Below are 14978 nucleotides of genomic sequence, written 5' to 3'. Positions count from 1 at the left end.
ATTTAACAATTTAGTATAGAAATAGACTTAAGAAAATAAGTGCAAGCGGTGGATGCCTTGGCATTCAGAGGCGATGAAGGACGTGATAATCTGCGATAAGCTTCGGTTAGCTGGTAAATGAGCTATGACCCGGAGATTTCCGAATGGGGGAACCCGGCTAGGATAACCTAGTCACTCACTCGATATAGGGTGTAGGGCGAACGAGGGGAACTGAAACATCTAAGTACCCTTAGGAAGAGAAATCAATTGAGATTCCCGTAGTAGTGGCGAGCGAAGTGGGAAGAGCCTGGTATGATATAGTCTTAATTATAGTAGAACAAGTTGGGAAGCTTGACGATAGAGGGTGATAGTCCCGTATACGAAATAATCGAGATGGAACTAAGCATACGAACAAGTAGGACGGGGCACGTGGAACCTTGTCTGAATATGGGGGGACCATCCTCCAAGGCTAAATACTCCTGAATGACCGATAGTGAACTAGTACCGTGAGGGAAAGGTGAAAAGAACCCTTATAAAGGGAGTGAAATAGAATCTGAAACCGCTTGCATACAAGCAGTAGGAGCATGATTTAGACATGTGACTGCGTACCTTTTGTATAATGGGTCAGCGAGTTACTTTTAGTGGCGAGGATAACTGAATAAGGGATCCGTAGCGAAAGCGAGTTTTAATAGGGCGACTAGTCGCTAGGAGTAGACCCGAAACCGGCGCGATCTATCCATGGCCAGGTTGAAGGTTAGGTAGTACTAACTGGAGGACCGAACCCAATACTGTTGCAAAAGTATGGGATGAGCTGTGGATCGGAGTGAAAGGCTAATCAAGCACGGAGATAGCTGGTTCTCCCCGAAAACTATTTAGGTAGTGCCTCGTGTATAACTCATTGGGGTAAAGCACTGTTTCGACGATGGGGGTTTTACGACCTTACTGACTCGATGCAAACTCAGAATACGATGAAGTTTAATCACGGGAGACACACTGCGGGTGCTAAGGTCCGTAGTGGAAAGGGAAACAGCCCAGACCGCCAACTAAGGTCCCTAAGTCATAGCTAAGTGGGAAACGAAGTGGGAAGGCCCAGACAGCCAGGAGGTTGGCTTAGAAGCAGCCACCCTTTAAAGAAAGCGTAATAGCTCACTGGTCGAGTCGGCCTGCACGTAAGATTTAACGGGGCTAAGCTATGCACCGAAGTTGCGGAATATATTTAGTATATTGGTAGGGGAGCGTTCTGTAAGCCGATGAAGGTGAATTGAGAAGTTTGCTGGAGGTATCAGAAGTGCGAATGCTGACATGAGTAACGTAAAATAAGTGAGATTCTTATTGGCCGAAAACCCAAGGATTCCTACGCAATGTTAATCAACGTAGGGTAAGCCGGCCCCTAAGGCGTAGCTGAAGAGTGAAGTCGATGGGAAACAGGTTAATATTCCTGTGCCGCTTATATGAACGAAGGAGGGACGGAGAAGGTTAGGTAGGCCTGGCGAATGGTTGTCCAGGTGAAAGTATGTAGGTAGAGGTGTTAGGCAAATCCGGCATCTTGTTGATCTGAGATACGAGACGAAGTCAAACTTGTTTGACGAAGCTATTGATACCATGCTTCCAGGAAAAGCTTCTAAGTATATTGTATAAGCGACCGTACTGTAAACCGACACTGGTGGGTAGGTAGAGAATACTAAGGCTATGAGATAACTCTGGTGAAGGAACTAGGCAAAATGACACCGTAACTTTGGAAGAAGGTGTGCCCTTGATGGTGATGAGACTTGCTCTTTGAGCTGTTGGGGGTTGCAGATACCAGGTGGCTGCGACTGTTTATCAAAAACACAGCACTCTGCGAAATCGTAAGATGAAGTATAGGGTGTGACGCCTGCCCGGTGCTGGAAGGTTAATTGAAGGGGTTAGCGCAAGCGAAGCTCTGGATCGAAGCCCCAGTAAACGGCGGCCGTAACTATAACGGTCCTAAGGTAGCGAAATTCCTTGTCGGGTAAGTTCCGACCTGCACGAATGGCGTAACGATGGCCACACTGTCTCCACCAGAGGCTCAGTGAAATTGAAATCGCTGTGAAGATGCAGTGTACCCGCGGTTAGACGGAAAGACCCCGTGAACCTTTACTATAGCTTTGCACTGGACTTTGAATATTTATGTGTAGGATAGGTGGGAGACTAAGAAGCAGCTACGCCAGTAGTTGTGGAGTTGACCTTGAAATACCACCCTTGAATATTTGAAGTTCTAACTCAGGAGAGATTCGAGGACAGTGTATGGTGGGTAGTTTGACTGGGGCGGTCTCCTCCTAAAGAGTAACGGAGGAGTACGAAGGTGCACTCGGTACGGTCGGAAATCGTGCCAAGAGTATAAAGGCAAAAGTGCGCTTGACTGCGAGAGTGACGGCTCGAGCAGGTACGAAAGTAGGTCTTAGTGATCCGGTGGTTCCGAATGGAAGGGCCATCGCTCAACGGATAAAAGGTACTCCGGGGATAACAGGCTGATTCCTCCCAAGAGTTCATATCGACGGAGGAGTTTGGCACCTCGATGTCGGCTCATCACATCCTGGGGCTGAAGCAGGTCCCAAGGGTATGGCTGTTCGCCATTTAAAGTGGTACGCGAGCTGGGTTCAGAACGTCGTGAGACAGTTCGGTCCCTATCTGCCGTGGGCGTTAGAGATTTGAGAAGAGTTGCTCCTAGTACGAGAGGACCGGAGTGAACGAACCACTGGTGTTCCGGTTGTTTCGCCAGAAGCATTGCCGGGTAGCTACGTTCGGACGGGATAAACGCTGAAAGCATCTAAGCGTGAAGCCTCCTTCAAGATTAGATCTCTCTGATGTAAATCGGTAAGGAACGTTGGAGACTACGACGTTGATAGGCTGGGTGTGTAAGTGCAGTAATGTATGAAGCTTACCAGTACTAATGATCCGAGAGACTTAAGTCTATTTCTATGCTGAATTGTTAAATATTTTTATGTCCAAACACAGTTTTGGCGATGATAGCTTGTAGGAACCACCTGAATCCATTCCGAACTCAGAAGTGAAACTACAAAACGCTGATGATAGTCTGGCATTGCCCAGGTGAAAGTAGGTAGTCGCCATTCTTTTGAAATATCAGAAGACTTATCGTGATAAGCAATCTAAAGCTCCTTTACTAGGGGCTTTTGTATTTATGGCTCAACAAAATAGATATATCTTAATTTTCCAGGTAGAATAAGTATATTAAAAACCTTATTATCTATATTTATGAACTTACAAGAAAATGAAAAAATATTATTGGAATTAAAACCTAATAAATTAAGTGTTGGATATTTTTTTATAACTAGGTTTTGGCATAGCTCTTTGGTAATTATACTTATCGCTATTGTGTTCTTTTCTAAATTAAAAAAAGATATTATCTCTTTTAACTTTATTGACGTTATATTGATTACTTCGTCAATTTTGATAATTTACCTTATTTTAGGTTGGGTTTTTATTAAAAAAGTTATTCAAGGTTATAATTATATAATTACAAATCACAGATGTATCCTTAAATATGGTTTCCTATACCTCAATCGAAGAGATATTTCATATTCAAATATTAATGATATAAACCTTAAAGCTAATATAGTTGAAAAATTCTTTGGTCTTGGTTCTGTATATTTGAATGATATAAATACATCTATTAGAGCTAATACTAAAATTTCTAATAATACTTGTAGAATGGAGGGATTAGCGCTTACTGAATGTGAAAGAATTATGGATTTAATTAGTGAAAATATTCAAAGGTATAAGAATAGTAAATAGCTATGCTGATATGTGTTAGTTTTAAAACTTTTGTTTTCTGTTAACTAAAAATAGACTCATAGAATACACTTTTTATAGAAATTTTATATTTATATTTTGATTTTATAATAGAATCTTTATATCTTTAGTACTTATAATCTATTACTATTTTAAAGTAATATAAAAATAACAAAAGAGGTTGATATGATTATTCTTTCAGCATTAGTAATGTTAGGTCTGGCTGCATATATGACTGCTACACTTATATTTCCAGATAAATTTTAACTTATAGGAGTAAGTTATGATTTCTAATTTTGTTTTATTTGTGTTATTTATAGTGACAATTGCTTTGGTAACCAAGCCCTTAGGTAGCTATATATTTAGGGTTTTTAATAATGAGAGAACTTACTTGGATTGGTTGGCAAAACCTTTTCAAACAGTATACTTGTTAGTACTAGGTGAAAGCTTAAGAAAAGAGCAGACAGCAAAAGCTTACTTTTTCAGTTTAGTAAGTTTTTCAGTTATGGCTTTTTTCTTTGTTTTCGTGATATTACTATTACAAGGATTATTACCTTTAAACCCTCAAGAAATTAAGGGTATGAATTTTTCTCAAGCTTTCAATACGGCAATTAGCTTTGTTACTAATACAAACTGGCAAAGCTACAGTGGTGAGACTGGTGTAAGCTATTTCTCACAAATGTTAGCTCTTGCAGTACAAAATTTTGTCTCAGCAGCTGTTGGCTTATGTGTTGCAATTGCACTAATAAGATCTGTAGCAAGGCATGAAGCAACTACAATTGGTAATTTCTGGAATGACCTTGGTAAGGGCATATTTTGGATTTTGCTGCCAGTATCTATAGTGATTGCTATTGTATATATCTTCCAAGGCGTACCACAAAACATAATGGCATATCTGCATATACATACATTAGCAGGCAGTGAGCAAATTATTCCACAAGGACCAATAGCTTCACAAGAAGCTATAAAATCCTTTGGAACTAATGGTGGAGGGTTCTTTAATGCTAACTCTGCGCATCCATATGAGAATCCAACTGTCATAACCAATTATATCCAAATGGTTTCAATCTTTGCTATAGCAGCTGCACTTACTTATACATTTGGTAAGTGGGTTGGTAATACTAAGCAGGGATGGCTGATATTTGGTGTAATGTTAGTATTATTCATAATCTCTTTAATGGTTATGACTATATCTGAATTGCATGGTCTAGATTTTCTTCATAGTAAAGATATCCAGGACATCTATGGTCAGGTTGGTCATCTATCGAATATGGAAGGTAAAGAAAGCCGATTTGGAGTGTTCTACTCTACTTTGTATAATACTGTTTCGACATCTGCATCAGATGGTGGTGTTAATAGTGTAATCGATAGTTATTCACCAATAGCTGGGATGATGGCGATGTTAAATATAGCGATAGGTGAAGTTATATTTGGCGGTGTTGGAGCTGGTTTTTATGGTTTCTTCATGTTTTTGATGTTAGCGGTATTTATTGGTTCATTAATGATAGGTAGAGCACCTAGCTTCTTAGGTAAACGTATAGAGGCTAATGATATGAAATGGACGATGTTCGCTTTATTAATATCTCCATGTTGTGTATTAGTATTTACTGGTCTAGCTGCGGTTGTTCCAACTGTTCATCAAGCATTGACTAATAGCGGTGCACATGGTTTCTCAGAGATATTATATGCATATATTTCAGGAGCTAATAATAACGGAAGTGCTTTTGCTGGACTATCAGCAAATACAGACTATCTTAATATAACAATTGCCTTGAGTATGTTAATCGGTAGATTTGGAATTATATTTGCTGTGCTAATGTTAGCTGGATCACTAGTTAAGAAGAAGCGCAGCTTACAAATGAGTGAAATTAGCTCACTTGATACAACTAGTTTTATCTTTGCAATATTAGTATTTTTTACAATACTATTAATTGGTGGGTTGACAATATTCCCAGCCTTAGGTTTAGGGCCAATATTAGATCAATTAAATCTAAACTTCTTATAGGTGAAAATTATGAGTACAAGAAAATCTCCTAATTTATTGTCAAAAGAGCTTGTAGTTCCTGCTATAAAGAAATCTTTTACAAAATGTGATCCTCGTCAGATGATCAAAAACCCTGTAATGTTTTGTGTTGAAGTAGTTACTATTCTGTGTACATTATATTTAGTCTCAGAAATCATCGAAGTTCAGAATATTGGCTTCACATTACAGGTTGTTATATGGTTATGGTTTACTATTTTATTTGCCAACTTCGCTGAAGGGATTGCAGAAGGTAGAGGTAAGGCCCAAGCAGATACGCTTAAAGCTGCTAAATCTAAACTTTTTGCCTTAAGAATAGAAGAGGATGGTAGTGTCACAAAAGTTGATGCTGAGAGTCTTAAAATAGGTGATAGAGTTATTGTTGAAGCAAATACTCTGATACCTTGTGATGGTGATGTCATAGAGGGTATGGCAACTATTGATGAGTCTGCAATTACAGGTGAATCTGAACCAGTTGTCAAAGAGGCCGGTTCTGATAATTCTGCTGTAACTACTGGTACAAAGGTTCTTTCAGATAGTATCAAAGTAAGAGTTACATCTAACCCAGGTGAGAGTTTCCTTGATAAGATGATAGATCTAGTTGAGGGAGCTAAGCGTCTTAAATCACCAAATGAGATTGCGCTAACTATATTATTATCAGGGTTAACTTTAATCTTTATATTTGCTATCTGCTCTTTATATGGGATGGCGATGTATAGTAATACAGTATTATCAGCAGTAGTTTTAATAGCGTTATTTGTAACACTTATTCCAACTACAATAGCAGGTTTACTTTCAGCAATTGGTATATCTGGTATGGATAGGCTTTTAAAATTTAATGTCGTTGCACTATCTGGAAGAGCTGTTGAATCTTCGGGCAACATTGATTTATTGCTTTTAGATAAAACAGGGACGATAACGCTAGGTAATCGTTTTGCGACCGATTTTATTCCACTAGGAGCAACTTCTCCTGAAGAGTTAGCGTATGCTGCTTGGTTAAGTTCTCTGGTTGATGAGACTCCCGAAGGTAAATCTATAGTTAAGTTAGCAGAGCAGCGTTTTAACTTTAATTCAAAAGATGTAGATATTTCTCAAGCTGAGATTATCCCATTCTCAGCTTATACAAGGATGAGTGGTATTGATTATCAAGGCTTAGAGGTAAGAAAAGGTGCGATATCATCAATAGAAAACTATCTAAAAGATAAGCTTGATAGTGGCTTAGTAAATATGTTTAGAAAAGTTACTGAACAAATATCCGAACAAGGAGGTACTCCTCTAGCAGTTGCTCAAAAAGATAAATTACTAGGTGTGATTCATCTTAAAGATATCATAAAACCGCGAATTAAAGAGCGTTTTGAAGAATTGCGTAAGATGGGTGTACAAACTGTTATGATAACAGGAGATAATCCATTAACAGCGGCTGCGATAGCTGCTGAAGCAGGGGTTGATGATTTTGTTGCTCAAGCTTCTCCTCAAGATAAGCTAGATTTTATAATCAAAGCACAAAAAGAGGGTAAAACAGTAGCAATGTGTGGTGACGGTACAAATGATGCTCCAGCTCTTGCCCAAGCTGATGTTGGTATTGCTATGGCAACAGGTACCTCTGCAGCTAGAGAAGCAGGTAATATGGTTGATCTAGATTCAGATCCGAAGAAGATTATAGAAATAGTCAAAATTGGTAAGCAAATACTAGTAACCAGAGGAGCATTGACAACATTTAGTATAACTAATGATATTGCAAAATATTTTGTGGTGATCCCTGCTTTATTTGTGACTGCTTTTCCTAGCCTTGGTGCGCTTAACTTTATGGGGCTGCATTCATCAACAAGCGCGATACTTTCTGCAGTTATATTTAATGCATTGATTATCATATTTTTGATACCAATGGCTCTAGTTGGTGTAAAAAATGTAGTAGCATCATCGCAGACTTTATTGCGTAGAAATTTACTCTACTACGGTGTCGGTGGTGCAATAGTACCTTTTATAGGTATTAAGCTTATAGATATGCTTATTACAGCTATGCACTTGGTTTAGGTGAGGGGGTTATACTATGAAAAATCTACTTAAATCTTTTATTGCAATGCTTTTCTTTACGGTATTACTTGGTTTGATTTACCCATTTTTTATAATGGCGCTAGGCTATACTTTTGCAAATAACCAAGCTACAGGATCTCAGACTTACTATAATGGTAAGCTAGTAGGGTCTGAGTTGATTGGACAGAATATGCCAGCTAATTTGTTTCAAACTAGACCTTCGGCATCGGAATATAATCCGCTAGCTACAGGTGGTACTAATTATGCAGTTAATAACCAAAAACAATTGCAAGATGTCCAACAAAGAATAAAAGATCTACAAGCTAAATATGGTACTAAGCCTATCCCTGCAGATTTGGTTTTTGCATCAGGTAGTGGAGTTGATCCTGATATAAGCCTACAGTCTGCAATGTATCAGGCAACATATGTAGCAAAGCAAAATAATATTTCTCTTGAGCAAGTAACTAAGTTGATACAAGCTAATACAAAAAAACATGCGTTCAATGTTGACACAGTTAATGTTTTAAACTTGAACATTGATGTTATGAAGCTTATTAATAAAGAGAAATAATTATCAAGTATTAGGTACAAGTAACTAATTAGTTAGTTTTCTGTTATAATCTTATCCTCGAGATATTTTTCATTGTTTGCAAAAAATTCTTATTGGGGTTTCAATGGATAATCAACAAAAAGTAGATGCTCTACTAAATTTAGCTAATAAAAGCCAAGAGTCTAAAAAAGGTAAGTTAAAGATCTTTCTTGGTTATGCTCCTGGCGTCGGTAAAAGTTATGCGATGCTTAATAATGCTCGAGCTTTACAGAAAGATAATAAAGATGTTGTGGTTGGATTACTTGTAAGTCATGGCAGAGCTGATACACAAGCGCTACTAGAGGGACTTGAGATTATGCCTCTTAAGAAAGTAACTTATCGTGGCAGAGTATTCGAGGAGCTAGATATCGATGCAATAAAAGCTAGAAGACCTGATGTTGTGATTATTGATGAACTGCCTCATTCAAATTTGCCGACATCACGAAATAAGAAAAGGTACATCGATATTGAAGAACTTCTTGATGAGGGTATCTCGGTTTATACAGCAATTAATATTCAACATATTGCCAGCTTATCTTATGAGGTTACGCAACTTACACAAGCTAATGTAAATGAGATTGTCCCAAATGATTTCATCCAATCAGCTGATGAGCTGGTTGTAGTTGATGTAAGTCCAGAAGAGCTAATTAAAAGACTTAAGCAAGGTAAGGTATATAAAAGTGATGCAATTGATAGAGCATTAGAAAGGTATTTTCAATATACAAATCTAACTATACTTAGAGATTATACTTTTAGGATGGCTGCTAATCATGTCGGTCAAGATATCCAGCAGTATAGGAAACTCTACCAACATGGTAGTGCTATAGCAACCTCACCATATGTACTAGTATGTTGTGGCTATGATGAAGCAACTCCTAGCTTGCTACGCAAGGGTAAGCTCTTAGCAACGACACTAAATGCTAGGTTAATAGCAGTTTTTGTACAAAAACCTAATAAAGTTGCAACTAAGCTTAATTTTAGTGTTATTAGACGCTATAAAATGTTGGCAAGTAGTCTTGGTTATAATATTGATCATATTCTTGGTGACAAGCTTTCAGATAGTATATTAGAGTATGCAAGAACAATAGGTGCAACTGATTTAGTAATTGGTAAATCGATACGTTCAAAATGGAAAGATAAGCTTTTTGGTTCTGTCGTATACGATATTATCCGTAATAATAATGGTATGCAAGTACATATTGTTTCGATAAATAAAAAAGAGCACAAGATTCAGGAGCAGCCACGCCATAGTAAAATTAAGCCAAAAGATCTGGTTGTTGATGTAATAAAATCTGCATTAATAACAGCAGTTTCGGGTATATTTATATTTTTTAGTCTTAGTATTGCAGGACTAGTTTCACAAACTTTATGTTTTCTGATGGTTTTAGCGGCCTGTGCTTATAGATATGGTTTGATACCATCGATAATATCTTCATTGGTTGGACTCATTTTGTATATCTATCTCTACTTAGAGCCAAATTTTGTTTTTCATATTTCTAGCTTAGCAGGGATAATTACATTTACTTTCTTTATGACTATAGTTATATTCTCTAGTCATGTGATCCTAAGAACCAAAAGAGCTTTTACTCTCTTAAAAGAGCGTGAAAATAATATCTCAGTGCTATATCGCTTTACAAAAATGTTTAATGAAAAGAGTTTAGACAAAGATCTACGCTCAGTATTTTTGCCTGCTTTGGAGGAATATTTTAAGTGTGATTTTGTTTTTCTAAGTGTTTCAGGTAGTGAGCTTGACTCAGCAGCTTTTCCACAGCATCCAAATTTTAATCAAAAAGAATTAGCTGCTGCTAAATGGAGTTTTAAATATAAAGATAGCTGCGGGAAAGGTACTAATACTTTTGCTGGTCTAGACTGGGCAGTAGAGCCACTAGTAATAGAAAATCGCGTGCTAGGAGTGATAGCAATATATTTAAGTTCTGAATTAGCAGTGGAGCGCATAACTACGGATAGTGTTATTTTAAGTAGTATGCTTTCACATATCTCACATATTCTTTTGAAAAGAAATCTCGAAAAAGAAGAAAAAAAATCTCTGCTTCTTGATGAGCAAAGACGCTTACAAAAATCGATGTTATCTTCAGTTTCACATGATCTTAAAACCCCGTTAGCTTCTATAATGGGGGCATTAAGTAGTATTAAGTCTTATAAGGATTCGTTTAACCCAGAGCAGCAGGGTGAGTTGTTAGATTTAGCTCTAACAGAGTCAAAAAGGCTTGATAGCTATATTGATAATATAATTCAAATGCTCAAGGTTGATTCAGGGAAGCTTTCATTAAATAGCCAAATTGTCAACAGTAATCTTTTCCTTACAGAAATAAAAGAAACTTGCGCAAGAGTATATAATAAGCAGAAGTTTAAATTTATAGTACCTAAGGAGCCATTTGATATTGAGCTTGATCCAGTTTTATTTCAACAGGTAATTCTTAATCTGATTGATAATGCAGTTAAATTTACCTGTGACTTTGAAAAAGAGATTATAATTACTCTTAAGAGAAAAAAAGCAGCATTCTGTCTTTTTGAAGTTCAAGATAAAGGCATTGGCTTAAGAGAGTCAGATATGGAAAAAATATTTACAATATTCCATAGAATTGAAAAAAGAGATAGTTATACTCATGGTAATGGTTTAGGTTTGGCTATATGTAAGGGTATAGTAGCGGCACATAATGGTAAGATAAGAGTGTATAGTGATGGCGAGGGTAAAGGCAGTGTTTTCAAAATCACGCTACCTTTAAAGTCAAGTGTGAAATAGTTTTCAAACAATCACAATATAACTAAATTTAATATAGATAGGATGATAAAAAAAATACTAATAGTAGAGGATGAGCCACAGATTAAAAGACTTTTAGAAAAAACTTTTTTAGTTCTAGGCTACGATGTTGAGATTGTCGCTACAGCTGGTAATGCGACAAAGCTTTTAGGAGAGTATCATCCAGATGTTGTTATTCTTGATCTTGGACTTCCTGACCAAGATGGTCAAGAATGGCTAAAATCCACACGCAGACATAATGAGATTCCTATAATAGTGGTTTCAGCGCGTAATGACACCGAAGAGGTTGTAAAAGCACTCGAGAATGGTGCTAATGACTATATCAAAAAGCCTTTTGATATGCTTGAGCTTATTGCTAGAGTCAAAAGGCAACTAAATCCTCTGCTAAAAAAACAAACTGAAGCTGATAATATTTATACTTTTGCAAATCTAAAGATAGATCTTAATGATCATAAGGTTAGTTTGAATAATCAAGATATTCATTTATCAAAAAAAGAGTTTTTGATTTTAGCTTGTCTAGTAAGTCATGCTGGTAAGTTAGTGATGCAAAATACTATTCTAAAAGAAGTTTGGGGTGAATGCTATGGCGATGGTGCACAGTATTTAAGGGTATATATTGGTCAATTAAGGAAAAAATTATCTGCTTGTAAAAAACAACCTTTAATAATCACAGAAAACGCTATAGGTTATCGCTTTGCTGTCTCTGATTAAGTTTTATGAAATATGAGATTGATCGAAAGTTTAATATTTTTATTTGTGTGATTCTAAGATCAAATTTGTAGAATGACATTTTCTCTCTTATTAGCTTATAATTGTGCTATAAATTTAACGATCTTAGACTGAAGTTTTTACCTAACAATATAACTCTTGGTAATTTAAATAATATGACTAAAAAACCTATCTTAGCCTTCCTCCTATTTGCAATTATTAAAATAACCTTTGTTAATATCTTATAAGCTATATTTATAAATTATTAATTCGTCTTTTTTAGGTCCTGATATCTGCCACTTAAGTTTAATTTGATCTGTAAAAATTTCTATAATAGCAGAATATAGATCATCAATACAAACATGAACTTGCTGGTTTTGCCATAAATTATCATCTATGCGTATTAGATCAAAAAGTTTGACAAGGTTATTATAACCAAAGCGCGCATGAGATAGGCTTATGAGATTACTATCAATACTTTGCCAGATATATTCATTAGAGATATTTAAAACTTTGTCGGAGATATTAAGTTTTAAAGAGCCGCTTTCTTTGAAACATATACTATTATTATTCTGTTGTACTGTAACAGTTCCGTGACCATAACCCTTCCAGCCAGTTAGGGATTTTTCACCACATTTAGAACTAAACTCAAAGTATTTTACTTGGAGTAATTTTGAAAATAAATCCATAGCAATTAATAGTGGTTTTAATTAAGGTTATTATAGGAAAATTTCGTTATGGAAGTCAGCATTATTTGCTTAGTTGTTAAAATAGCGTTATTATTCATAGCGTTTAGCAAAAAATATAATTGATATATGAATTCTAGATCTATTGGTTCAGTTTTTTTGATAATAGGTACGACAATTGGTGCAGGTATGCTATCGCTACCTTTGATAGTTGCATCGTGTGGCTTTACAATGGCAATAATCCTTTTAATATTATCTTGGAGTGTGATGTATATAACCGCGCTTAAACTACTAAGTGTTTGTGCTAAGTATCCGTTAGGTGTCAATTTTACATCGATGATGCAATCACAAGTATCAAAAGGATATTTGATATTTTTTAGTATTATTTATTTGTTATTGTTGTACTCTTTAATGTCTGCATACACCACACAAGGCTCATCTCTTGTAAGTGCTATAACTAGCCTAGATAATTCTAATAAAACTCAAGTTGGGTTATCTGCTATTATCTTTACACTAATTTTTGGTGCACTAATGTTTAGCTACAGAGTCAGTGACTATGCAAATAGATTTTTTGTGTTAGTTAAATTTTTATTTTTTGCGATCGCTGTGGTTATTATGTTGTTTTATATAAATCCACAATACTTAAGTAGACCGCCTCTTAGCTTATCAGCGTTTATTTTTGCTTGGCCGACTTTATTACCATCATTTGGGTTTCATAATATAATTCCAGTTATTTATGAATATCAAAAAGGTGATATTAACAAGATTAAAAAAAGTATTCTTATTGGCAGTCTAAGTGTGCTGCTGATTTATATTATCTGGATACTTTTGGCTTTAGCACTTATTCCACAGCAAGGGTTACATAGCTATCAAAACATATTTAGCTCTGGTAATAATACTCCAGCAGGGTTGGCAGCAGAGATTAGAGAGGTGTCAGGTTCTGGGCTTTTAGAGGTTGGGCTAAATACATTTATTCATATAGCGATTATTACATCTTTTATTGGTGTTGGTATTTCATTAATGCATTATATTCGCGATTTGTTTACACGTTATGATAGACAAATAGGTAATCTAGCTTTGGGCTTGGTATGTTTTATCCCGCCACTGATTTTTACTGTCTTTTATCCGCGTGGTTTTATTTTAGCTTTACAATATGCAGCAATATTTGCAGTGATAATATTTGTTTATACGCCCTCGTTCCTAAGTAGAAAATTCGATCTTAAAGTCTCCTATTCAAACCTGTATGTGATATCTATGGGTAGCATTGTAATATTTTTCGAGATTTTTAATTTGTGTTTTGATATTAATCCTTTTAGTGGCTTTTAAATAGTCGATGATAATTTGAGCTAGAACATATATAATGTATGATTAGCATTTTTATAATATAAGATTTTAGTAATATGAGATTTGTAGATGAAGTAGTAATTAAGCTTCAAGCAGGAAAAGGTGGCAATGGTTGTGTTAGCTTTCGTCGTGAAAAATATGTTCCACGTGGGGGCCCTGATGGTGGTGATGGTGGTAATGGTGGCAGTATTTATCTAAAAGCTGATGAAAATGTAAATACCCTGATTGATTACCGTTATAAGAGAGAATATTATGCTGAAAATGGTCGTCCTGGTGAGGGGCGTAATTGCTATGGTAAAGCTGGCGAAGATTTATATCTAATAGTGCCTGTTGGTACTAGTGTTTTTGATATAGATACAAATAAAAAAACCGGCGAAGTGCTACAACATGGACAAACTTTTAAGCTAGTCTCAGGTGGGAAAAGAGGTATTGGTAATACACACTTTAAAAGTAGTACAAACCAAGCACCGAGAAAGTTCACTTTGGGTGAAGAAGGTGAGTACAAAGAGGTTCGTTTAGAGCTTAATCTATTAGCAGATGTTGCTTTGTTAGGTTTGCCAAATGCCGGTAAGTCAACCCTAATTCGCTCAGTATCTGCAGCAACACCAAAAGTTGCTGATTATCCATTTACAACAATGTATCCTCATTTAGGGGTTGTCAAAGTTGGTGTAGATAGTTTTGTGATGGCAGATATCCCAGGAGTAATTGAGGGAGCTGCTGAAGGCGCTGGACTTGGCCTTAGGTTTTTAAAGCACCTAACTCGAGCTAGATGTGTATTGCATGTTGTTGATATTTGTCCGTTTAATGAGTCTGATCCTGTTGAGAATTATTTTGCTGTCGAGAAAGAGCTGGAAAAGTATAGTCAAGAGTTATTTGATAAGCCAAGGTTTTTAGTTATCAACAAAATTGATTTACTTACGGATAAAGTAGAAGAAAAATGCCAAGAGTTCGTTGAGCAGGTAGGTTATCAAGGTAATTACTATACAATAGCAGCAGCTATGAAAAAAGGAACAGATGAGTTAGCTAAAAAACTTAATGAGTTTTTACAAAAGCAAGAGTAAATAT

At 36.2% G+C, this 14978-nt stretch carries 9 protein-coding genes and 2 rRNA genes; 10 read left to right on the top strand and 1 reads right to left on the bottom strand.

What is annotated here, in order from left to right:
* The first annotated feature begins 25 nt into the window (after window positions 1-25).
* The 8 genes from CGC45_RS08550 (at window position 26) to CGC45_RS08515 (ending at window position 11886) form a co-directional block, all read left to right on the top strand.
* Window positions 26-2912 (top strand): 23S ribosomal RNA (locus CGC45_RS08550).
* A 44-nt stretch (window positions 2913-2956) separates the two neighbouring features.
* Window positions 2957-3071: ribosomal RNA gene (gene rrf, locus CGC45_RS08545) — 5S ribosomal RNA — on the top strand.
* A 142-nt stretch (window positions 3072-3213) separates the two neighbouring features.
* A complete protein-coding gene (locus CGC45_RS08540) occupies window positions 3214-3753 on the top strand; it encodes a PH domain-containing protein (RefSeq protein WP_071629863.1) in 540 nt (179 codons plus the stop codon).
* Between the two features lie 280 nt (window positions 3754-4033).
* Complete coding sequence (kdpA, locus tag CGC45_RS08535; protein WP_071629862.1) at window positions 4034-5755, top strand: potassium-transporting ATPase subunit KdpA; 1722 nt, start codon at window positions 4034-4036, stop codon at window positions 5753-5755.
* Between the two features lie 9 nt (window positions 5756-5764).
* Entirely contained in the window at window positions 5765-7804 is a 2040-nt protein-coding gene (gene kdpB, locus CGC45_RS08530) for a potassium-transporting ATPase subunit KdpB (RefSeq protein ID WP_071629861.1), read from the top strand.
* Between the two features lie 16 nt (window positions 7805-7820).
* A complete protein-coding gene (locus CGC45_RS08525) occupies window positions 7821-8375 on the top strand; it encodes a potassium-transporting ATPase subunit C (RefSeq protein ID WP_071629860.1) in 555 nt (184 codons plus the stop codon).
* Between the two features lie 103 nt (window positions 8376-8478).
* A complete protein-coding gene (locus CGC45_RS08520; RefSeq protein WP_071629859.1) occupies window positions 8479-11157 on the top strand; it encodes an ATP-binding protein in 2679 nt (892 codons plus the stop codon).
* Between the two features lie 42 nt (window positions 11158-11199).
* Window positions 11200-11886 carry a response regulator transcription factor gene (locus tag CGC45_RS08515; protein ID WP_071629858.1) on the top strand — a complete coding sequence of 229 codons (687 nt, stop codon included), beginning with the start codon at window positions 11200-11202 and terminating at the stop codon, window positions 11884-11886.
* Window positions 11887-12125: 239 nt separating this feature from the next.
* Here the strand turns inward: CGC45_RS08515 and CGC45_RS08510 are convergent, their stop codons facing one another.
* Entirely contained in the window at window positions 12126-12572 is a 447-nt protein-coding gene (locus CGC45_RS08510; protein ID WP_071629857.1) for a DUF6314 family protein, read from the bottom strand.
* Window positions 12573-12698: 126 nt separating this feature from the next.
* Here CGC45_RS08510 and CGC45_RS08505 point away from each other — a divergent pair, with 126 nt between their 5' ends.
* Both CGC45_RS08505 and cgtA read left to right on the top strand, forming a co-directional pair.
* Window positions 12699-13895, top strand: a complete 1197-nt coding sequence (locus CGC45_RS08505) for an amino acid permease (RefSeq protein ID WP_071629856.1) — start codon at window positions 12699-12701, stop codon at window positions 13893-13895.
* Window positions 13896-13969: 74 nt separating this feature from the next.
* Window positions 13970-14974, top strand: coding sequence for an Obg family GTPase CgtA (gene cgtA, locus CGC45_RS08500; RefSeq protein WP_071629855.1), 1005 nt, complete (start codon window positions 13970-13972; stop codon window positions 14972-14974).
* Window positions 14975-14978 lie beyond the last annotated feature (4 nt).

Source organism: Francisella opportunistica, from assembly GCF_003347135.1.
GTDB lineage: Bacteria > Pseudomonadota > Gammaproteobacteria > Francisellales > Francisellaceae > Francisella > Francisella opportunistica.
The sequence above is the reverse complement of the archived record's forward strand: the minus strand, read 5'-3'. Positions and strand labels throughout refer to the sequence as shown.